Here is an 18664-nt window from a genome sequence, read left to right on the forward strand (position 1 = left end):
CGGCTCCCTTGCGGCTCGACGGTCGTAACGACAACGGCGCGTCCACCCTACTGCGCGGAAGGATCAGGGTGCGCCCGCACCGCCCCCGACGGCGGCCGTCCCGCTGTGGTCGGCGTGCTCACGGGGTCCGAATCCGGCGAAGTCGCCCGTGTCTCCGAGGCGGAGGAGGAAGGGGCGGGTCCTGGTCCAGCGGATCACCGTGACCGAGCAGGGGTCCACGTGGACGCGCTGGAAGAGGTCGAGGTGGAGTCCGAGGGCGTCCGCCACGACGGATTTGACGATGTCGCCGTGCGAGCACATCAGGTAGCAGGCGTCCTCGCCGTGCTCGGCGTCGATCCGCGCGTTCCAGTCGTGGACGGCGTCGACCGCCCTGGCCTGCATCGCGCGCATGGACTCGCCGCCTGGGAAGGCGGCGGCGGAGGGGTGCGCCTGGACGATCTCCATCAGGGGTTCGTCGTTCAGCTCGGCCAGCTTGCGGCCCGACCAGTCGCCGTAGTCGCACTCGTTGATCCGGTCCTCGACGTGCAGCGGGAGGCCGGGGCGGGCTTCCAGGAGCGGCCGGACGGTCTCCCGGCAGCGCTGGAGGGGGCTGGAGACGACGGCGGCGAGCGGGACGTCCGCGAGGCGTCCCGGGAGCGCGGCGGCCTGCGCGGCCCCGCGCTCGTCGAGGGCGATCCCGGGCGTGCGCCCGGCGAGGAGCCCGGAGGTGTTGGCGGTGGAGCGTCCGTGCCGGACGAGGATCAGCGTGGCCATGACCGCCAGCCTAGGCGGTGGACGGCCGGGCCGGAGGAGGGTCCCCGGAGGGCGGCGCCGGGACCGTACGGGAAGGGGTACGGGTTCCGGTCGGGTGGTCGCGCGAGGGCGGCGCGGGGCCGCCGTGACGGCGGCGCGGGTCCGGCCGCGCGTTCCGGGCGGGCCCGGTCCGGGTCGGCACACGCGCGGCGGATACGACGCGTCCGGGCGGGGCGGGGCGCATATGCCCGGCGAAGACGGTTCCGGATGTTCCGCATGTTCCGTCGGACCCGGGTCCGCGCGGGCCCGGGTCCGACGGGCCGTCGTACGCGTGCGTGGCGGGGACTTTTCGGGGGAGAATGCCCCGCGTGATCGTGGACTCAGCCATCTACCGCGACGGGCACCGCACGGACGGGCCCGCCGACCTCTCCGACGCCCTGGCGGAGGCGCGGGCCACCGGGGACGCCTTCCTGTGGGTGGGGCTCCACGAGCCGACGGCGGCGGAGTTCGACCATGTCGCCTCCGAGTTCGCATTGCACCCGCTGGCCGTCGAGGACGCCCTCAAGGCCCATCAGCGGCCCAAGCTGGAGGTCTACGACGACTCGCTGTTCGCGGTCCTCAAGCCCGTCGTGTACGAGCCGGAGAGCGACCGGGTCACCTCCGGCGAGCTGATGCTGTTCCTTGGCGACTCCTTCGTGGTGATCGTCCGGCACGGGGGCGGCGCACCCCTCGCGGAGGTCCGCCGTCGGCTGGAGGACGATCCCGGTGTCCTGAAGCACGGCCCGACGGCGGTGCTGTACGCGGTGTGCGACACCGTCGTGGACCACTACCTCGACGTGGCGACCGAGCTCCAGGTGGACCTGGAGGAGCTGGAGACGGACGTCTTCGCCCCCTCCGGCCTGCCGACGAACAACACGGCGGAGCGGATCTACACGGCGAAGCGGCAGGTGCTGGAGTTCCGCCGGGCCGCCGGGCCGCTCGCGGGGCCGCTGGCCCGGCTGTCGGCCGGTTCGGTGCCGTTCGTCAACGAACCCGCGCAGCCCTTCTTCCGGGACGTCGACGACCATCTGCTGCGCGCCAACGAGCAGGTGGAGGGGCTCGACCGGCTGCTCTCGGACATGCTGTCGGCGCATCTGGCACAGATGGGGGTGCGGCAGAACGACGACATGCGGAAGATCTCGGCGTGGGCGGCCATGGCGGCCGTACCGACGATGGTCGCGGGCATCTACGGCATGAACTTCGACCACATGCCGGAGCTGCACTGGGTGTGGTCGTATCCGGCGGTGCTCTGTCTGATGGCGGGGATCGTCATGGGGCTGTACCGGACGTTCAAGCGGCGCGGCTGGATGTGAGGCGTCCGGCCCCGGGGGCTCAGTGGGCGGGCGCGGGGACGGCGGGACCGCCGAGGGCGTCGAGCCGCTCCGGCGTCCGCAGACCGACCATCCGGTGCCAACCGGCCGCCCGCTCGTAGGCGTACACCGCGTGGATGCCCGCGGCGAGGACGGCCGCCTTGGTACGGGACCAGCCCAGGACGCGGCCCATGTGGCCCATCACAGCGAGGCTCACGTCCCGGTAGACCCGGATCTCGACGAGCGCGGACTCGCGCAGGGTCCGCTGGATGAGGCGCCCGTGGCCCGCGCGCGCGAGCCGGAGCAGCTCCTCGTGGCAGTAGGCGAGGTGGTTCGCCTCGTCGTCGTCGATCATACGGATGGCCCGGCCCAGTTCGGGGTGGTCGCCGAAGTGCGCGACGAGCATGTCCATCTGGTCGGCGGCGCGCTGCTCGGTGACCCTGCTGTGCGCGAGGTAGACGATCACGTCCTCCTCGGTCAGCCGCTCGTCGCGGCGCAGCTTGTCGTGGGTGAGCCCGATGCCGTGCCGTTCGAGGAGCATCGTGTAGTCGGTGTCCGGCGGTACGGGGACGGGTTCGAGGCCGCGCCTGCGCATCAGCGCGCGGAAGATCCGGCCGTGCTTGTCCTCGTCGGCGCCGTGCCGGGCGATCTTGGGCGTGAGTTCCGCCATGCCGGGGGCGACGAGGGCCGCGATCCGGGCGTTCTCCCAGCCGCCCTGCGACTCGCCGCTCGCCGCGATCGAGCAGAAGAGCCGGAACGACTCGTCGTTGCCGATGATTTCCTGGAACAGGCCCTTGGCCGTGAGCATCGCCGCCACCTCCGTGCGGACGTCCGCGTTCCGTACGTCCGGGTGACCGAGTCAAATGCGGTCGGCGCCCACGGGCAACAGGAGGGGTTCCCGGGCTCGGCCGAAAGAGTGAGCCCCGGGGGCCGTAACCAGCGGCGCCGTGGAGCGTTGTGCTGGATGACGGCCGTGGCGGGGAAGACCCCCCGAGCCCCCACCACGGCCGCAGGCCTCCTCCCGCTCCCCGGTGTACGCGTACGCCGGGGAGCGTGGTGTGCGAGGAGCGCGGCCCGGCCGATCCGCACTCCCTGACTCCCTATGCGAGGCCCGCGCGCTCCATCGCCGTCACGCCCGCCCGCAGCGCCGTCAGCCGCTCGTCGAGGGTGAACCCGGCGGGGGCGAGGGTGAGGGTGGTGACCCCCGCCTCGGCGTAGGCCGTCATCCGCTCCGCGATCCGCTCGACCGGACCGAGCAGGGCGGTCTGGTCGATCAGGCTGCGGGGCACGGCCGCCGCCGCACCCGCCTTGTCGCCGGCCAGGTACTTGTCCTGGATCTCGGCGGCCTCCTTCTCGTACCCCATGCGCCCGGCGAGCTGGTGGTAGAAGTTCTGCCGACGGCTGCCCATCCCGCCCACGTACAGCGCCGTGTACGGGCGGAACACGTCGGCGAGGGCGTCCACGTCGTCACCGAGGGCCAGCGGCACGGTCGGGCAGACGTCGAAGCCGTCCATCGTCAAACCGGCCTTCTCGCGGCCCGCCCGCAGCGGTCGCAGGGCCGTCTCCTCCAGGTGCGCGGCCGACGGGAAGATCAGCAGGGCGCCGTCGGCGATCTCGCCGGTCTGCTCCAGGTTCTTCGGGCCGATGGCCGCGATGTACAGCGGGATGCGCTCCCGCTCCGGGTGCACGGTCAGCTTGATGGGCTTGCCGGGGCCGCCGGGCAGCGGAAGGGTCCAGTGCTCGCCCTCGTGGGTGAGGCGCTCGCGGGACATCGCCTTGCGGACGATCTCGACGTACTCACGGGTCCTGGCCAGCGGCTTGTCGAACTTGACGCCGTACCAGCCCTCGGAGACCTGGGGGCCGGAGACGCCGAGGCCGAGGCGGAACCGGCCGCCGCTGAGCGAGTCGAGGGTGGCCGCCGTCATCGCCGTCATGGCGGGCTGCCGGGCCGGGATCTGCATGATCGCCGAGCCCACGTCGATCCGCTCGGTCCGCGCGGCGACCCAGGCGAGGACGGTGGGGGCGTCGGAGCCGTAGGCCTCGGCGGCCCAGCACACGTCCAGGCCGAGCCGGTCCGCCTCCTGCGCGACGGCGAGGTTGTCGCCGTCCATGCCCGCACCCCAGTAGCCGAGATTGATGCCGAGCCGCATGTACACGCACCCCTTACCCATCGGTAACGTACCTGTGCGGCGGACTCTAGCGCGCTGCCGGGGCATCCGTCAGGGCGCGTTGTCCACAGGCTCTCTCCGCGTGGTGCCCTGGCCAGTACTCTCGCGCCCATGGAGCAGAGGCATCTCGGACGTACCGGCCTGCGCGTGTCGCGCATCGGACTCGGCACCCTCACCTGGGGCCGGGACACCGACGAGCACGACGCCGCCGAGCAGTTGAAGGCGTTCTGGGACGCGGGCGGCACGCTCGTCGACACCGCCGACGTGTACGGCGGGGGCGAGGCCGAGTACGTGCTCGGGCGGCTGATGGAACGCCTCGTGTCCCGGCAGGACCTCGTCCTGTCGACCAAGGCGGGCAGCGTGCCGGACCCCGACCGGCGCACGGACGGCTCCCGGGGCCATCTGCTCGCCGCCCTCGACGCCTCCCTCGCCCGGCTCGGCACGGACCACGTGGACCTGTGGCAACTGCACGCCTACGACCCGCACACACCCCTGGAGGAGTCGCTCCAGGCCCTCGACATCGCCGTCCGCAGCGGGCGGGCGCGGTACGCGGGCGTGGCCAACTTCTGCGGCTGGCAGCTCGCCAAGGCGGGCACCTGGCAGCTCGGCGGCGACCGGACCCGGCTCGCCGGGGCGCAGCTGGAGTACTCGCTGCTCCAGCGGGGTGTGGAGCGCGAGGTGCTGCCCGCGGCCCAGGACCTGGGCATAGGGCTGCTGCCCTCGTCGCCGCTCGGGCGCGGGGTCCTCACCGGCAAGTACCGGAGCGGGACGCCGACGGACTCGCGGGGCGCGTCGGAGACGATGGGGCCGTTCGTGGAGCCGTACCTCGACGACCCGGCGAGCCGGATCGTGGACGCGGTCGCGACGGCCGCCGACGGGCTCGCCACCACTCCGCTGCACGTGGCGCTCGCCTGGGTCCGCGACCGGCCGGGGGTGACCGCCCCGATCGTCGGCGCGCGCACGGCACGCCAGCTCACGGCCGCGTTGTCGGTGGAGACCCTTAGTCTTCCTGACGAGATCTGTCGGGCGCTGGACGATGTGTCGGCGCCCGTGCACCGCTATCCGGATCACGACTGGAGCACCTTGTGACCGAGCCTTCCGGGGAGACCGCACCCGAGGCACCCGAGTCCCCCGACGACACGGCACCCGCCGAGCACGCGCGGGAGACCACCGGGACCGGGGACACCCCGTCGGAGACCGAAGCCGGGGACGGACCGGAGTCCGTGCCGCCGGAGGCCGGACCCGAGGACGCGTCCTCGGAGGCCGACGCCCGGGACGGGGACGCGGCCGAGGAGGCACCGCCCGGGGACGGGGCCGGGGGCGGGGACGCGCCGTCGGAGGCCGGGAGCGAGGGCGCCGCGGGCGACGGGACCGGCGCGGCGGACACCGTTCCCGCCGGGGAGTCCGACAGGGAGTCCGTCGGCGTTCCCGCCGGGGAGCCCGTCGACGTTCCCGCTGGTGAAGCTGTCACCCCCGCCGAGGGCACGGGCACGCCCGAGCTGAGCGAGGCGCAGGCCGAGCTGGCCGCCCAGCGTGAGCTGCGGGCCAGGATCGAGGCGCGGAAGGCGGGCAAGGAGGGGACGGTGACGAGCGGCACCGGCCTCAGCGGCACGGCTGCCGACCTCCTCGCCGCCGTACGGGCCGTCGAGGGCGGCAAGGCCTCGGGCGCCGCCTTCTACGAGTCCCCCGAACCGGCGCCCCGCCGCCCCGCCGCGGAACACGGGGCCGGGTCCGGCCTGACGCCCGCCCGCCCGACCGCGCCCGCCCGACCGTCCGCGCCGGCGGCCGGCACCACCGACGCCGTCCGGGAGGTCCTCGCCAGGGGCGGTGCCCCCGAGTCGCTGGCCGGGCGGATCGCCGGAGCGTTCGGCGAGGGGGCCGCCGCCGCGCTGCTCGACGACCCCTGGCAGCTGCTCGCCGTACCCGGAGTGCGCCCCGAACAGGCCGACGGCTTCGCGCGGGCCCTGCTCGGCCCCGCGTGCGCCCCCGACGACCCGCGCCGCGCCGTCGCCCTGACGGTCTGGCTCCTGGAGCGGGCCGCGCTCCGGGGCGACACCGCGCTGGAGGCCGCAGAGGTGCGCGCCGGGCTCGCCGGGCACCGGGTGCCCGATCCGGACGCGGCGGTCGAGGAGGCGGTCTCGGCGGGCGCGGTCCTCCTCTTCCAGGAGGAGCCCCCCGAGGAGCCTGAAGGGGACGAGGAGTACGGGGACGGGGAGGGCGAGGATCCCGCCGCGCCCGCCTCCACCCCCGCCTCCGAGGTGCCCGTCCCGCCCGCGCTGCTCGGTCTCGACCGGTACGCGCTCGCCGAGGAGAGCCTCGCGGAGGGCCTCGCCCGGCTCGTACGGACCGCGACGGCCGCTCCCTGGGACGGCTCCGAGCTGGAGCGTGCCGCCGGGGCCCACGGCCTGGTCCTGCACACGGGTGGCGAGGCCGCCCGGACCGAACCGGTGGCCCTCGCGGCGGCGGCCCGCGCGCGCGGGCTGCGCGCCCTGGTCGCTGTCCACTCCGACGCCGGGCGCCGGGCGCTCGGCGACGGGGCGGCGGACGCGGTGACGGTGGCCGCGCTGCTCTCGGGGACGGCGGGACCCGGCCGGGACGAGGACGACGCCCTCGCCCTGGACCTCCTGGTGGTCCTGGACGCCCCGCAGCTGGACGTGGAGACCGCCTCGCTGCTCGTGGAGTCCCTCCCCGACGGCTGCCGTCTGGTCCTGGGAGGCGACCCGGAGGTGCTGGGCGCGCCCGGTGCCGGGCGGGTCTTCGCCGATGTGCTCGCGGCCCGGGTGTGCCCCCGGGTCGCCTCGCGGCTGCCCGACCCTGGGCCGCTCGGGGAGCTGGTGTCGGGCATCGGCGCGGGCGAGCTGAACCAGGTGGAGGCGCCCGGCAAGGAGATCGTCATCGTCCCGGTGCGGGACGCGGGCGAGGCCGTGCACCGTACGGTCCAGCTGGTGGCCGACTCGGTGCCCAGGGCGATCGGGGTGCCGCCGGAGCAGACCCAGGTGGTCACGGTCGGCCACGGCGGCTCGGCCGGTACGCGCGCGCTGAACGCGGCCCTGAAGCAGCGGCTCAACCCCGGGCCCGGCCGGTTCGGCGGCTACGACCCGGGCGACCGGGTGGCGTACGCCCCGGCGCCGGGCCTGACGGTGACGGGCACGGTCGTGGGAGCCGAGCCGGAGGGCCTGCGTCTGCGGTGCGGGGACGGGACGCCGGTGGTGCCCCGGGACCGGCTGGAGTCGGAGCTGCGGCACGGCTGGGCGCTCACGGCGCATCAGGCGGCCGGGGCGCGCTGGCCCGCGGTGGTCGTGGTGCTGCCGGGGGACGCCGCCGGGGGGCTGAGCCGCCCGTGGGTGTACACGGCGTTCGGCCGGGCGGAGCGTCATCTGTCGGTCGTGCACGGCGTGGAGCAGGCGCTGCCCCGCGCGGTGGCCGAGGGCGTGGCCCCGGAGCGTACGACTCGGCTGCGACCGCTCCTGGAGGCACTGCTGGCCGTACCGGAGGAGTAGGCCGCTCTTCCGGATCCCGTCCGGTCCGGCGCCCGGCACGGCATCTCGGGGCGCTGTCGGAGCGGCCGGGCACGCTCCCTCCGCCTCGCCCGGCACCCACCGGGCCCGGGTGGGCCTGACCGGCGGAAACCGGACGGGACGAGCCGAGGCGCGAGCGGCGGAGGGCCGGGACACCGTGGTCGGTGTCCCGGCCCTCCGCCGTCTCCCCCGATCGTCCCGGCTCGCTCCGTGTCGGCCGGTGTCGGCCCGTATCGGTCCGCGCACGGACCGAGGTCCCTGAGGCCGGTCAGACGCCGGAACGGCGGGCGTCCACCACCTCGGCGCGGTCGACGTCCTCCGCGCCATGCTCCTCACCGTCGGCGTCTTCTTCGTGCTCGGCGTCTTCTTCGTGCTCGTCCTCGTCGTCCTCGTCGTCCTCGTCGTCTTCGGCGTCCTCGTCGAAGACGGCGCTGACGTCGAAGCGGCAGACGATCCGCTCCGGGTCGACGTGCTCGAAGGGCGCGTCGAGCCACTCCCCCGGTTCGGGAAGCTCCTCGGCGGCGGTGACCCAGAGCGTGGAGTCGCCCTCCTCCAGACCGAACTCCTTGTGCCGCGAGGCGATCTCGTCGGGTTCGTACTCGCCGAAGAGCACGCCGAGCGCGGCGAGCGGTGAGACGCCCGCCCTGGCTCCCGGCCCGGTGGCGTCCGCAGGTCCGTCGGCCCCGGCGACGCGGCGCGCCTGGGCGAGCAGCCGCTGCGGTTCCGCCACCGCGTAGTCGCGGCGGATCAGGAGGCTGAGGGCATGAGGTTCGTCAGGTCCGGAGTACGGCGGCAGCGCGCCGTCGGCTCCGGGGATCTCGAAGGGGGTGACCTCGTCGTAGCGGTCGTAGAGGAGTTCGTCGTAGGCCTCGGCCGCCGTGGCGAGGGCGTTGAAGGCTTCGTAGACGGCCGTGTCGTCGTCCCCCGAGCGGCGTTCGACCGCCGCGAGGTGACGGTCCAGTGCGGCTTTGACCGCCTCGGCGGCGGCGCGTACCTCGGCAGCGGTGGGCTGCGCAGCATCAGACATGGGACAGACGCTATCCGTACCAGGGCGGTGCCCGCACAATAGATGCGATGCCGGAATACGAATTTGTCGACGTGTACGTGCCGCGCGGTGTCTCCCGCAAGGAGGCCGCACGACTGCTGACGGACCACGCGGAGTACGGGCACTGGGAGTTGGACCGTCTCAGTCTGCACCGGGACGGGAGTCGCAGGGTGCGGCTGAAGCGGCGGATCATCCGCCAGGTCCGGGCGACCTGGTGAGAGCACGGGAAGGGGCCCCGCGGTGTGCGGGGCCCCTGTGCGTGGTGCGTCGGACGGGTCTTCCGGGGTTCCGGAGGGGTCAGGCGGCGCGGCGGGCGCGGCGGTAGATCAGCGAGCCCGCAAGCAGCAGTCCCGCTCCGGCGGGGACGATCACGCCGAGCGGTCCCGAGCCGGTCTCCGCCAGCTTCTCGAAGGCGCGGGGCGGGGTGACACCGTGCTCACCGGGGGTGTCGGTCCCGCCCTCGCTCTTGGGCCCCTCGGGAGTACCGGGCTTGCCCGGGGTGCCGGGGTTGCCGGGCGTACCCGGCTTCCCCGGGGTGCCGGGATTCCCCGGATTCCCGGGGTGGCCGGGCTTCCCGGGGCGCGTCGGCTCGGTGCCGTTGGCGCACGTGTTGCCCGCCGCCGGGTTGAGCAGGCCGACGCCCGTGACGCTGTTGCCGCACACGTTCACCGGGACGTCGACCGGCACCTTGACGGTGTTGCCGGAGGCGATGCCGGGAGAGTGGTTCGCGGGTCCTTCGGCGGAGGAGCCGCCGCCCGGGTTCCCACCGGGCTTCCCGTGCTTCCCGGGCTTGGAGGTGTTGGCGCACGTGTTGCCCATCGCCGGGTTGAGCAGCCCGACGGCGTCGACGGTGTTGCCGCAGGCGTTCACCGGCACGTGCACCGGGACCTGGACGGAATTGCCGGACGCGATGCCCGGGGAGTTCGTGGCCGCGCCCTGCGCGCCGGAATCGGCGTGGGCGTGACCGCCGCCGATCGCGGCGAGGATTCCTCCGGCTGCCGCAACGGTGACGAGACCCTTGCGCGTGACCTGTCGCATAGCTGATTTCCCTGCCTGCTCGGCTTCGAGGAGAGAGCCACCGGGCAGTGGACCCGGGGCGGAAATGACCACCGGCCCCGGAGTGCATGGCACGCACTCCGGGGCCGGACGGACTCACGCCCTCAGGGGGCGAAGCCCGATGTCAGGCGTTGACGCAGGTGTTGCCGAAGGCGGGGTTCAGCAGACCGATCACGGAGACCGTGTTGCCGCACAGGTTCACGGGAACGTGAACCGGCACCTGGACGACGTTGCCCGAGAGGACACCGGGGGAACCGATGGCGGCGCCCTGGGCACCGGCGTCGGCGACGGCCATGCCCGCGCCCGCGAGAACGAGACCGCCCGTGGCAGCCGCAGCGGCGACGACCTTCTTGATCATTATTCCTCCTAGTTGGCAATGCGGTCCCAGCCGCGGACCGCACACCTGTAACGAGGGGGAATGGTGGGGGCTACGAGCCCCTGTGTTCATTCACTCTTTCCGGTCACGTGCGAACGCGCGGACGAATCGGGCGGCCGGAGGGTGGCGGCTCAGCAGGCGTCGATGAACCGGTCCAGGACCCGGACGCCGAACTTCAGGCCGTCCACCGGTACCCGCTCGTCCACACCGTGGAACATCCCGGCGAAGTCCAGCTCCGGCGGCAGCTGGAGCGGCGCGAAGCCGAAGCAGCGGATGCCCAGGTCGTCGAAGGACTTGGCGTCGGTGCCGCCGGAGAGCATGTACGGCACGGCGCGGGCGATCGGGTCCTCGGCGCGCAGCGCCAGCTGCATGGCGTCCACCAGGGCTCCGTCGAAGGTGGTCTCCAGGGCCTTGTCGCCGTGCACGTCCTCGCGCTTCACGCGGGGGCCGAGGATGCGGTCGAGGTCGGCCAGGAACTCCTGCTCGTAGCCGGGCAGGAACCGTCCGTCGACGTGCGCGGTGGCCTGGCCGGGAATCACGTTGACCTTGTACCCGGCGCCGAGCATGGTCGGGGCGGCCGAGTTGCGGAGGGTGGCGCCGACCATCTTGGCGATCCCGCCGAGCTTGGCCAGGGTGCCGTCCATGTCCTCGGGGTCGAGCGGGGTGCCGAGCGCGTCCGAGAGCTCGTCCAGGAAGGACCGCACGGTCTTGGTCACCCTGACCGGCCACTGGTGGCGGCCGAGGCGGCCGACGGCCTCGCACAGCTCGGTGATGGCGTTGTCGTCGTTGGTCATCGAGCCGTGGCCGGCCGTGCCCTCGACGGTCAGCCGCATCCAGTGCATGCCCTTCTGGGCCGTCTCGACCAGGTAGAGCCGCAGGTTCTCGTTGACGGTGAAGGAGAAGCCGCCGACCTCGCCGATGGCCTCGGTGACCCCGTCGAAGAGGCCCCGGTGCTTGTCGACGAGGTGCCGGGCGCCGTAGGTGCCGCCCGCCTCCTCGTCGGCGAGGAAGGCGAGGACGATGTCGCGCGGGGGCTTGCGGCCGGTGCGCAGCCGGTCCCGTACGACCGCGAGGGTCATCGCGTCCATGTCCTTCATGTCCACGGCGCCACGGCCCCAGACGCAGCCGTCGGCGACCTCCCCGGAGAAGGGGTGGTGGGTCCAGTCCTCGGCGTTGGCCGGGACGACGTCGGTGTGGCCGTGGATGAGCAGGGCGGGGCGGGAGGGGTCCTCGCCCTCGATGCGGGCGACGGTGGAGGCCCGGCCCTTGTGCGACTCGATGATCTTCGGTTCGAGGCCCACCTCCGCGAGCTGCTCGGCGATGTACTCCGCCGCGGCCCGCTCCCCCGGCCCGGAGTGGTCGCCGTAGTTGCTGGTGTCGATGCGGATGAGGTCGCGGCAGAGGTCGACGACCTCGTTCTCCGCGGTGACGCTCCGGCCGGTGTTCGACTCGCTCACGCTGCTTCCTCCCACTAGGTGCCCCACGTGAATGCTTCGGTGCTCGCCCCCATCCTCCCGCGCACCCCCTCTCCCGCCCAAGGGCGGCCCTCCGTCGACATGCTCCCGTCACATGACGGGGGCCCACCGGGGGTGGTGATCGGCCACCTCGGATCCTGGTATTGTTTTCCACGTCGGAAGGGCCGAGCGGCCAGGAAGACAGACACCTTGTCCGGGTGGCGGAATGGCAGACGCGCTAGCTTGAGGTGCTAGTGCCCTTTATCGGGCGTGGGGGTTCAAGTCCCCCCTCGGACACCATGGAAAATGCCGGTCGAGTTTCTACTCGACCGGCATTTTCGCGTGCGTAGGGACTGATCTGAGGTGGAGCGGTGAGAAGGAGAGCGAAGGCGCCCGTCTCGCCGCTGCCGCAGCGGGAGGGGATCGATCCCGTCCGGGTGCGGCTGCCCGAGGACTCCGCCGGAGTCTGGGAGACCGTACGGGACCATCTGGTCGGGCGGTACGGGGTGGCCGTCGGGGAGCGGCGGGTCGAGGAGATGCTGCGGGAGGGCCGGTTCGTCGGGACCGAAGGACCTGTCCGCGGGGACGAGCCGTACGCCGTGGGGCGCTACCTCTGGTTCCACCGGGACTTCCCCGTCGAGGAACCGGTGCCCTTCCCCGTCGGCGTCGTGCACCGGGACGAGCGGATCGTGGTCGCGGACAAGCCGCACTTCCTCGCGACGATGCCCCGGGGACGGCATGTGACCGAGACCGCGCTCGCGCGGCTGCGGCGGGAGCTGGGGCTGCCCAGGCTCCAGCCCGCGCACCGGCTCGACCGGCTGACGGCGGGGCTCGTGCTCTTCGTGGTGCGGGAGGAGGACCGGGGGGCGTACCAGACGCTGTTCCGGGACCGGCTCGTGCGCAAGGAGTACGAGGCGGTGGCGCCGTACGACCCGGCGGTGGTGCTCCCCGCGACGGTGCGCAGCCGGATCGAGAAGGAGCGGGGGGTGATGGCCGCCCGGGAGGTGCCGGGCGAGCCGAACAGTCTGAGCCGGATCGCGCTGGTGGAGCGGCGGGGCGGGCTCGGGCGCTACCGGCTGGTGCCGGAGACCGGGCGGACCCATCAGCTGCGGGTGCACATGAACGCGCTGGGGCTGCCGATCCTGCACGACCCGGTCTATCCGGTGGTCCGCGCGGACGGGCCGGAGGACCTCCGGCGTCCGCTGCAACTGCTGGCGCGGACGCTGGAGTTCACCGACCCGTTCACGGGTGTGCCGAGGAGTTTCGGGAGCCGTCTCGGCCTCAGTGGCCTCGGCTGATCCATTCCTGGAGGTGCGGGGCCTCGGCGCCGATGGTGGTGGTGTCGCCGTGGCCGGTCCTCACCACCGTCTCCGGCGGCAGGGTGAGGAGCTTCTCGCGGATCGAGTCGACGATCGTCGGGAAGTCCGAGAAGGACCGGCCGGTGGCGCCGGGGCCGCCCTGGAAGAGGGTGTCCCCGGTGAAGACGGTGCCGAGGTCGGGTGCGTACAGGCTGACCGCGCCGGGGGCGTGGCCCGGGGTGTGCAGGACTGTGAGGTCGGTGCCCGCGATGGTGAGGACCTGGCCGTCGGCGAGGTCGCCGTCGGGGCTGTGGTCGGGGTGGGTCTGCTTCCACAGCGGCTGGTCGGCGGGGTGCAGCAGGATGCGGGCGCCGGTGGCGGCGGCGAGCGCCGGGGCCGCGTCGACGTGGTCGTTGTGGGCGTGGGTGCAGACGATGGCGCGCAGGGCGCGGCCGTCGAGCGCGGCGAGGATGGCCCCGGCGTCGTGCGCGGCGTCGATGACGATCGCCTCGGTGTCGTCGCCGACGATCCAGACGTTGTTGTCGACGTCCCAGGTGCCGCCGTCGAGGCTGAAGGTGCCGGAGGTCACGAGGTGGTCGATGCGGGCGGCCATCACAGCACCACCACCGAGCGCAGGACGTCGCCCTCGTGCATCCGGGCGAAGGCCTTCTCGACCTCGTCGAGGGTGATGGTCTCGGTGACGAAGGCGGCGAGGTCGATGCGGCCCTGCTGGTGCAGGTCGATCAGCATCGGGAAGTCGCGGGAGGGCAGACAGTCGCCGTACCAGGAGGACTTGAGGGCGCCGCCTCGGCCGAAGACGTCCAGGAGGGGCAGTTCGAGCTTCATCTCGGGGGTGGGGACGCCGACGAGGACGACGGTTCCGGCCAGGTCGCGGGCGTAGAAGGCCTGCTGGTAGGTCTCGGGGCGGCCGACGGCCTCGATGACGACGTCGGCGCCGAAGCCGCCGGTGAGCTCGCGGATCGCCTCGACGGCGTCGGTGGAGCGGGAGTTGACGGTGTGGGTGGCGCCCATCGCCTTCGCCGTCTCCAGCTTCCGGTCGTCGATGTCCACGGCGATGATCTTCGCGGCTCCGGCGAGGCGGGAGCCGACGACGGCCGCGTCACCGACGCCGCCGCAGCCGATGACGGCGACGGTGTCGCCCCGGCCGACGTTCCCGGTGTTGATCGCGGCGCCGATGCCGGCCATCACGCCGCAGCCGAGGAGGCCCGCGACCTCGGGGGCGACGGCGGGGTCGACCTTGGTGCACTGTCCGGCGGCGACCAGGGTCTTCTCGGCGAAGGCGCCGATGCCGAGGGCCGGGGAGAGTTCCGTGCCGTCGAGCAGGGTCATCCGCTGCTTCGCGTTGTGGGTGGCGAAGCAGTACCAGGGGCGGCCGCGCAGACAGGCGCGGCAGGTGCCGCAGACGGCACGCCAGTTGAGGATCACGAAGTCGCCGGGGGTGACCTCGGTGACGCCCTCGCCGACCGACTCGACGATTCCGGCCGCCTCGTGGCCGAGGAGGAAGGGGAACTCGTCGTTGATGGCACCCTGTTTGTAGTGCAGGTCCGTGTGGCAGACGCCGCAGGCCTGGATCTTCACGACGGCTTCGCCGGGGCCGGGATCGGGGATGACGATCGTCTCGACCCGCACCGGTTCGTTCCTGCCGGGGGCGATGACCCCCTGTACGTGCTGCGGCATCGTGAGCTTTCCTTCCTCCGAACGGATCTTGTAAGGCTCCTGCGTACCACTATCTCCTGACAAAAGGCGAGACCCCCACAGGACGTTCCCGTGGGGGCACGCACGGTGACCGGGGCGTTCGCCGGTCCCGGGGCTCAGTCGAGCAGCGCGGTCGCCTCGATCTCGACGAGCACGTCCGGCTCGAAGAGGTGCTCGACGCCGATGAGGGAGGAGGGCGGCAGGGGAAGGACGAGCCCGATCTCGTCGGCGACGGCCGCCACGCCCGCCATGAGGTCGTCGGTCCTCTCCGGGCTCCACCGGGTCACGTAGAACGTCAGACGGAGCACGTCCGCGAAGGAGGCGCCCGCGCCCGCGAGTCCGGTGGAGGTGTTGCGCAGGGCCTGGGCGACCTGTCCGGCCAGGTCGCCGGGGGCGACCGGGGTCCCGTCGGCGCGGCGGGCGATCTGCCCGGCGACATGGACGTGCCGCGTTCCGGTGCCGACGGCCACGTGGTGGTACGGGACAGGCCTCGGCAGACCTTCGGGGCTGAGGTGGCGAACGGTCATGGTGCTCTCCTCGCACTAGGTATCCGTAAGCTACTTAGTGGCAGAAGGACACTTCAACGAGACCAGGTATCGCCATGGACACCGCCGACGAGCTCCGCATCGACCTTCCCCACCGCGAGCTGCTCGACCAGGTCCTCGACAAGTGGTCGCTCAGCGTCCTCAACGAGCTCTGTGAACGTCCGTGCCGTTTCAACGAGTTGCGCCGGGCCGTCCCCCGGGTCACGCAGAAGTCGCTGACGGCGACGCTGCGGCGGCTGGAAAGGAACGGCGTGGTCGAGCGCGAGGTCCTCGCGACCCGTCCGGTGGCGGTCAGATACCGGATCACCCCGCTCGGCAAGACCCTCCGGGAGCCCGTCGACGTCCTGCTCGCGTGGGCGTCGGAGCACCTGCCCGCCGTCACCCGGGCGCGGGAGACCTTCGACGCGCGGGAGGACGGGGAGGTCCGCTGAGCCCGGCACCGGCCGGTCAGGGGGCGAGGACGTCCAGCTCCTGGAGGGCGCCGACCGCGATCTGCCGGGTCAGTTCCTCGGCGCGGACCGCGTCCCGCTCCCGTACCGCCTCGGCGACCTGGACGTGCAGGGTGACGGCCGCGGGATCGGGGTCCTCGAACATCACGTGGTGGTGGGTGCGGCCGGTGAGGACCTCGGCGACGACGTCGCCGAGGCGGGCGAACATCTCGTTCCCCGAGGCGTTGAGCACGATCCGGTGGAAGGCCACGTCGTGGACGAGGTACTCGTCCAGGCGCCGCCCGCGTGAGGTCGCCACCATGCCGAGGGCCTGCTCGGTCAGCTCGCGGCACTGCTCGGGGGTGGCGTGCGCGGCGGCGAGCCCGGCCGCGACCGGCTCGACGGCCGACCGGAGCACGGTCAGCGAACGGAGCTGACGGGGGCGGTCGGCGCCCGCGAGCCGCCACCGGATGACCTGGGGGTCGTACACGTTCCAGCTGCCGGTAGGGAGGACGGTCACACCGACGCGGCGGCGGGACTCCACGAGGTGCATGGACTCCAGGACGCGGACGACCTCGCGGACCACGGTGCGGGAGACGTCGAAGCGCTGGGCCAGCTCGTCGGTGCGCAGCACGGTGCCGGGCGGGTACTCCCCCGCCGTGATCGCGAGGCCCAGGACGGCCAGGACGTGCGAGTGGAGGCCCTGGGCCGGTGTCGTCATGACGGCAAGCCTATGCGGGGCGCCGGAACGATCACATCTCCGACCGCCTTCACCGTCACCTCGTCGATCTCGTCCCGATTAAAAGTACTACTTTTTCATCACAGACTCTTGAATACGTCGTACCCAATGGGTTTCATGAGCCCGACGGATCGATGTCGAAGAAGACAGCGAGGCACCACCTCATGAGCACCACCCCCCACCCCCAGGTCGTCGTCGTGATGGGCGTCTCGGGGACCGGCAAGACCACCATCGGTCCGCTGGTCGCCGAGGCCCTCGGCCTCCCCTACGCGGAGGGCGACGACTTCCACCCGGCGGCCAACGTGGCCAAGATGTCCGCCGGCACCCCGCTGGACGACGCCGACCGGGCCCCCTGGCTGGACGCCATCGGAGCCTGGGCGCACGGCAGGGCCGGGCTCGGCGGGGTGGTGAGCAGTTCCGCGCTGAAGCGCAGCTACCGGGACCGGCTGCGCGCCGCCGCGCCCGGTGTCGTCTTCCTGCACCTCACCGGTGACCGGAGGCTCATCGAGGAGCGCATGGCCGGGCGCAAGGGGCACTTCATGCCGACCGCCCTCCTCGACTCCCAGTTCGCCACCCTGCAGCCCTTGCGGGACGACGAGGCCGGTGTCGCCGTCGACGTCTCCGGCACCCCCCAAGAGATCACCGACCGGGCCGCCGCCGCGCTGCGCCGGCTCACCCACTGACCCCCGAGGACCCCACCGTGACCAGTCTCAGCGTCGAGACCCTGGCAGCGGACGCCGCCGAACCGATCACCTCGGCAGGCAACGCCCAGCTCGGCATCGCCGTACTCGCCGGCATCGCCGTCATCGTTCTGCTCATCACCAAGTTCAAGCTGCACCCGTTCCTGGCGCTGACCATCGGGTCGCTCGGGCTCGGCGCGTTCGCCGGGGCTCCGCTCGGCGCGGCCATCAAGTCCTTCAGCACCGGACTCGGCAACACCGTCGCCGGGGTGGGCGTGCTGATCGCCCTCGGCGCGATCCTCGGCAAGCTGCTCGCGGACTCCGGCGGCGCCGACCAGATCGTCGACACGATCCTGGCCAGGGCGAGCGGCCGGGCCATGCCGTGGGCGATGGTGCTCATCGCGTCGGTGATCGGTCTGCCGCTCTTCTTCGAGGTCGGCATCGTGCTGCTGATCCCGGTCGTGCTCCTCGTCGCCAAGCGCGGCAACTACTCCCTGATGCGGATCGGCGTCCCGGCCCTCGCCGGTCTCTCCGTGATGCACGGGCTCATCCCGCCGCACCCCGGGCCGCTCGTCGCGATCGACGCGGTCGACGCCAATCTGGGCGTGACCCTCGCCCTCGGTCTCGTCGTGGCCGTGCCGACCGTGATCATCGCCGGTCCGCTGTTCTCCCGGTACGCGGCGCGCTGGGTGGACATCCCCGCCCCCGAGAACATGATCCCGACGCGACCCTCCGAGGACCTGGAGAAGCGTCCCGGCTTCGGCGTCACCGTCGCCACCGTGATGCTGCCGGTCGTCCTGATGCTGGTGAAGGCGCTCGTCGACATCGTCGTCGACGACCCGGCGAACGGGGTGCAGAAGGTCACCGACGTCATCGGCTCGCCGATGATCGCGCTGCTCGCCTCCGTGATAGTCGCCCTCTTCACGCTGGGCCGCGCGGCCGGGTTCGGCAAGGAGCGGCTGTCGACGATCGTCGAGAAGTCCCTCGGTCCCATCGCGGGCGTGCTGATGATCGTCGGCGCGGGCGGCGGCTTCAAGCAGACCCTGATCGACATCGGCGTCGGTCAGATGATCCTGGAGTTCTCCGAGGACTGGGCCATCCCGACCCTGCTGCTGGCCTGGCTGATCGCGGTCGCGATCCGGCTCGCCACGGGTTCGGCGACGGTCGCGACGATCTCGGCGGCCGGTCTGGTGGCCCCGCTCGCGGAAGGCATGTCGACCAGCCACACGGCGCTGCTCGTGCTCGCCATCGGCGCGGGTTCGCTCTTCTTCAGCCATGTCAACGACGCGGGGTTCTGGCTGGTCAAGGAGTACTTCGGGATGAACGTCGGCCAGACGATCAAGACCTGGTCGGTGATGGAGACGATCATCTCGGTCGTCGGCATCGTCTTCGTGCTGCTCCTGTCGCTGGTGTTGTGACCCGGGAGGACCCCGGGCACCGCTGAGGGGCGGGGGGGGGGGGGCCCCCCCCCCCCCCCCCCCCCCCCCCCCAGCCCCCCACCCCCCCCCCCCCCGGCCGCCCGGCCCCCCCCCCGGCGCCCCCCGCCCCCCCCCCCCCCGC

At 72.8% G+C, this 18664-nt stretch carries 19 protein-coding genes and 1 tRNA gene; 9 read left to right on the forward strand and 11 right to left on the reverse strand.

Translation table 11 applies throughout. The features are described 5' to 3' along the window. Positions 1 to 63 precede the first annotated feature (63 nt). Positions 64 to 753: a histidine phosphatase family protein gene (locus tag ACIRQY_RS25630; RefSeq protein ID WP_403929707.1), complete on the reverse strand. Its 690-nt coding sequence runs from the start codon at positions 751 to 753 to the stop codon at positions 64 to 66. Positions 754 to 1091: 338 nt separating this feature from the next. On the opposite strand from ACIRQY_RS25630, the gene ACIRQY_RS25635 reads away from it, so the two are divergent. After that, positions 1092 to 2084 carry a magnesium and cobalt transport protein CorA gene (locus ACIRQY_RS25635; RefSeq protein WP_403929710.1) on the forward strand — a complete coding sequence of 331 codons (993 nt, stop codon included), beginning with the start codon at positions 1092 to 1094 and terminating at the stop codon, positions 2082 to 2084. Positions 2085 to 2103: 19 nt separating this feature from the next. On the opposite strand, the gene ACIRQY_RS25640 is transcribed toward ACIRQY_RS25635, so the two are convergent. Continuing rightward, positions 2104 to 2889: a ferritin-like domain-containing protein gene (locus tag ACIRQY_RS25640; RefSeq protein WP_403929713.1), complete on the reverse strand. Its 786-nt coding sequence runs from the start codon at positions 2887 to 2889 to the stop codon at positions 2104 to 2106. 292 nt (positions 2890 to 3181) lie between these two features. Beyond that, positions 3182 to 4231 (reverse strand): LLM class F420-dependent oxidoreductase, encoded by a 1050-nt coding sequence (locus ACIRQY_RS25645; RefSeq protein WP_403929716.1) that lies wholly within the window; start codon positions 4229 to 4231, stop codon positions 3182 to 3184. Between the two features lie 129 nt (positions 4232 to 4360). Between ACIRQY_RS25645 and ACIRQY_RS25650 the strand changes: the two genes are divergently transcribed. After that, complete coding sequence (locus tag ACIRQY_RS25650; RefSeq protein ID WP_351796625.1) at positions 4361 to 5338, forward strand: aldo/keto reductase; 978 nt, start codon at positions 4361 to 4363, stop codon at positions 5336 to 5338. Continuing rightward, complete coding sequence (locus ACIRQY_RS25655; RefSeq protein WP_403929720.1) at positions 5335 to 7749, forward strand: helix-hairpin-helix domain-containing protein; 2415 nt, start codon at positions 5335 to 5337, stop codon at positions 7747 to 7749. Before ACIRQY_RS25650 ends, ACIRQY_RS25655 begins: the two co-directional genes overlap by 4 nt. 286 nt (positions 7750 to 8035) lie before the next feature. Here the strand turns inward: ACIRQY_RS25655 and ACIRQY_RS25660 are convergent, their stop codons facing one another. After that, positions 8036 to 8794 carry a hypothetical protein gene (locus tag ACIRQY_RS25660; RefSeq protein ID WP_403929723.1) on the reverse strand — a complete coding sequence of 253 codons (759 nt, stop codon included), beginning with the start codon at positions 8792 to 8794 and terminating at the stop codon, positions 8036 to 8038. A 47-nt stretch (positions 8795 to 8841) separates the two neighbouring features. Between ACIRQY_RS25660 and ACIRQY_RS25665 the strand changes: the two genes are divergently transcribed. Continuing rightward, positions 8842 to 9030 (forward strand): DUF5703 family protein, encoded by a 189-nt coding sequence (locus tag ACIRQY_RS25665; protein WP_030692832.1) that lies wholly within the window; start codon positions 8842 to 8844, stop codon positions 9028 to 9030. A gap of 79 nt (positions 9031 to 9109) precedes the next feature. Here the strand turns inward: ACIRQY_RS25665 and ACIRQY_RS25670 are convergent, their stop codons facing one another. The 3 genes from ACIRQY_RS25670 to ACIRQY_RS25680 form a co-directional block, all read right to left on the reverse strand. Next, positions 9110 to 9850, reverse strand: a complete 741-nt coding sequence (locus ACIRQY_RS25670; protein WP_403929726.1) for a chaplin family protein — start codon at positions 9848 to 9850, stop codon at positions 9110 to 9112. Positions 9851 to 9992: 142 nt separating this feature from the next. Next, on the reverse strand, positions 9993 to 10226 hold the full coding sequence (gene chpH / locus ACIRQY_RS25675) for a chaplin ChpH (protein WP_030218232.1): 234 nt from the start codon (positions 10224 to 10226) through the stop codon (positions 9993 to 9995). Between the two features lie 149 nt (positions 10227 to 10375). Then, the gene (locus ACIRQY_RS25680) at positions 10376 to 11701 is read right to left on the reverse strand and encodes a M20/M25/M40 family metallo-hydrolase (RefSeq protein ID WP_351788710.1); all 1326 of its coding nucleotides are present in this window, start codon (positions 11699 to 11701) and stop codon (positions 10376 to 10378) included. A 209-nt stretch (positions 11702 to 11910) separates the two neighbouring features. On the opposite strand from ACIRQY_RS25680, the gene ACIRQY_RS25685 reads away from it, so the two are divergent. Together ACIRQY_RS25685 and ACIRQY_RS25690 are read left to right on the forward strand one after the other, a co-directional pair. Continuing rightward, positions 11911 to 11998, forward strand: a tRNA-Leu gene (locus ACIRQY_RS25685). A gap of 71 nt (positions 11999 to 12069) precedes the next feature. Then, positions 12070 to 12996 (forward strand): pseudouridine synthase, encoded by a 927-nt coding sequence (locus ACIRQY_RS25690; protein ID WP_403929729.1) that lies wholly within the window; start codon positions 12070 to 12072, stop codon positions 12994 to 12996. Here ACIRQY_RS25690 and ACIRQY_RS25695 read toward each other — a convergent pair. The 3 genes from ACIRQY_RS25695 to ACIRQY_RS25705 form a co-directional block, all read right to left on the reverse strand. Further along, on the reverse strand, positions 12980 to 13609 hold the full coding sequence (locus tag ACIRQY_RS25695; RefSeq protein WP_351788715.1) for an MBL fold metallo-hydrolase: 630 nt from the start codon (positions 13607 to 13609) through the stop codon (positions 12980 to 12982). The two genes, ACIRQY_RS25690 and ACIRQY_RS25695, sit on opposite strands and share 17 nt — an antisense overlap. Next, complete coding sequence (locus ACIRQY_RS25700; RefSeq protein WP_351788718.1) at positions 13609 to 14694, reverse strand: S-(hydroxymethyl)mycothiol dehydrogenase; 1086 nt, start codon at positions 14692 to 14694, stop codon at positions 13609 to 13611. The genes ACIRQY_RS25695 and ACIRQY_RS25700 overlap by 1 nt, the downstream gene beginning before the upstream one ends. A gap of 134 nt (positions 14695 to 14828) precedes the next feature. After that, the gene (locus ACIRQY_RS25705; RefSeq protein ID WP_403929733.1) at positions 14829 to 15239 is read right to left on the reverse strand and encodes a RidA family protein; all 411 of its coding nucleotides are present in this window, start codon (positions 15237 to 15239) and stop codon (positions 14829 to 14831) included. A 74-nt stretch (positions 15240 to 15313) separates the two neighbouring features. Between ACIRQY_RS25705 and ACIRQY_RS25710 the strand changes: the two genes are divergently transcribed. Then, the gene (locus ACIRQY_RS25710) at positions 15314 to 15688 is read left to right on the forward strand and encodes a winged helix-turn-helix transcriptional regulator (protein WP_403929736.1); all 375 of its coding nucleotides are present in this window, start codon (positions 15314 to 15316) and stop codon (positions 15686 to 15688) included. Between the two features lie 16 nt (positions 15689 to 15704). Here the strand turns inward: ACIRQY_RS25710 and ACIRQY_RS25715 are convergent, their stop codons facing one another. After that, positions 15705 to 16406, reverse strand: a complete 702-nt coding sequence (locus ACIRQY_RS25715; protein WP_351788727.1) for an FCD domain-containing protein — start codon at positions 16404 to 16406, stop codon at positions 15705 to 15707. Positions 16407 to 16588: 182 nt separating this feature from the next. Between ACIRQY_RS25715 and ACIRQY_RS25720 the strand changes: the two genes are divergently transcribed. Both ACIRQY_RS25720 and ACIRQY_RS25725 read left to right on the forward strand, forming a co-directional pair. After that, a complete protein-coding gene (locus ACIRQY_RS25720) occupies positions 16589 to 17107 on the forward strand; it encodes a gluconokinase (protein ID WP_351788730.1) in 519 nt (172 codons plus the stop codon). Between the two features lie 17 nt (positions 17108 to 17124). Then, positions 17125 to 18522 carry a gluconate:H+ symporter gene (locus tag ACIRQY_RS25725; protein ID WP_351788733.1) on the forward strand — a complete coding sequence of 466 codons (1398 nt, stop codon included), beginning with the start codon at positions 17125 to 17127 and terminating at the stop codon, positions 18520 to 18522. Positions 18523 to 18664: the final 142 nt, after the last annotated feature.

Origin of the sequence: Streptomyces sp. NPDC101490, from assembly GCF_044767145.1 — a bacterium.
GTDB lineage: Bacteria > Actinomycetota > Actinomycetes > Streptomycetales > Streptomycetaceae > Streptomyces.

Bases quoted from the DNA above. Each gene is read 5' to 3' on its own strand.
- ACIRQY_RS25700 (WP_351788718.1), bottom strand. From the start codon at position 14,694: ATGCCGCAGCACGTACAGGGGGTCATCGCCCCCGGCAGGAACGAACCG.
- chpH (WP_030218232.1), bottom strand. From the start codon at position 10,226: ATGATCAAGAAGGTCGTCGCCGCTGCGGCTGCCACGGGCGGTCTCGTT.
- ACIRQY_RS25645 (WP_403929716.1), bottom strand. From the start codon at position 4,231: ATGCGGCTCGGCATCAATCTCGGCTACTGGGGTGCGGGCATGGACGGC.
- ACIRQY_RS25640 (WP_403929713.1), bottom strand. From the start codon at position 2,889: ATGCTCACGGCCAAGGGCCTGTTCCAGGAAATCATCGGCAACGACGAG.
- ACIRQY_RS25630 (WP_403929707.1), bottom strand. From the start codon at position 753: ATGGCCACGCTGATCCTCGTCCGGCACGGACGCTCCACCGCCAACACC.
- ACIRQY_RS25650 (WP_351796625.1), top strand. From the start codon at position 4,361: ATGGAGCAGAGGCATCTCGGACGTACCGGCCTGCGCGTGTCGCGCATC.
- ACIRQY_RS25665 (WP_030692832.1), top strand. From the start codon at position 8,842: ATGCCGGAATACGAATTTGTCGACGTGTACGTGCCGCGCGGTGTCTCC.
- ACIRQY_RS25660 (WP_403929723.1), bottom strand. From the start codon at position 8,794: ATGTCTGATGCTGCGCAGCCCACCGCTGCCGAGGTACGCGCCGCCGCC.
- ACIRQY_RS25715 (WP_351788727.1), bottom strand. From the start codon at position 16,406: ATGACGACACCGGCCCAGGGCCTCCACTCGCACGTCCTGGCCGTCCTG.
- ACIRQY_RS25705 (WP_403929733.1), bottom strand. From the start codon at position 15,239: ATGACCGTTCGCCACCTCAGCCCCGAAGGTCTGCCGAGGCCTGTCCCG.
- ACIRQY_RS25710 (WP_403929736.1), top strand. From the start codon at position 15,314: ATGGACACCGCCGACGAGCTCCGCATCGACCTTCCCCACCGCGAGCTG.
- ACIRQY_RS25635 (WP_403929710.1), top strand. From the start codon at position 1,092: ATGCCCCGCGTGATCGTGGACTCAGCCATCTACCGCGACGGGCACCGC.
- ACIRQY_RS25720 (WP_351788730.1), top strand. From the start codon at position 16,589: ATGAGCACCACCCCCCACCCCCAGGTCGTCGTCGTGATGGGCGTCTCG.
- ACIRQY_RS25670 (WP_403929726.1), bottom strand. From the start codon at position 9,850: ATGCGACAGGTCACGCGCAAGGGTCTCGTCACCGTTGCGGCAGCCGGA.
- ACIRQY_RS25695 (WP_351788715.1), bottom strand. From the start codon at position 13,609: ATGGCCGCCCGCATCGACCACCTCGTGACCTCCGGCACCTTCAGCCTC.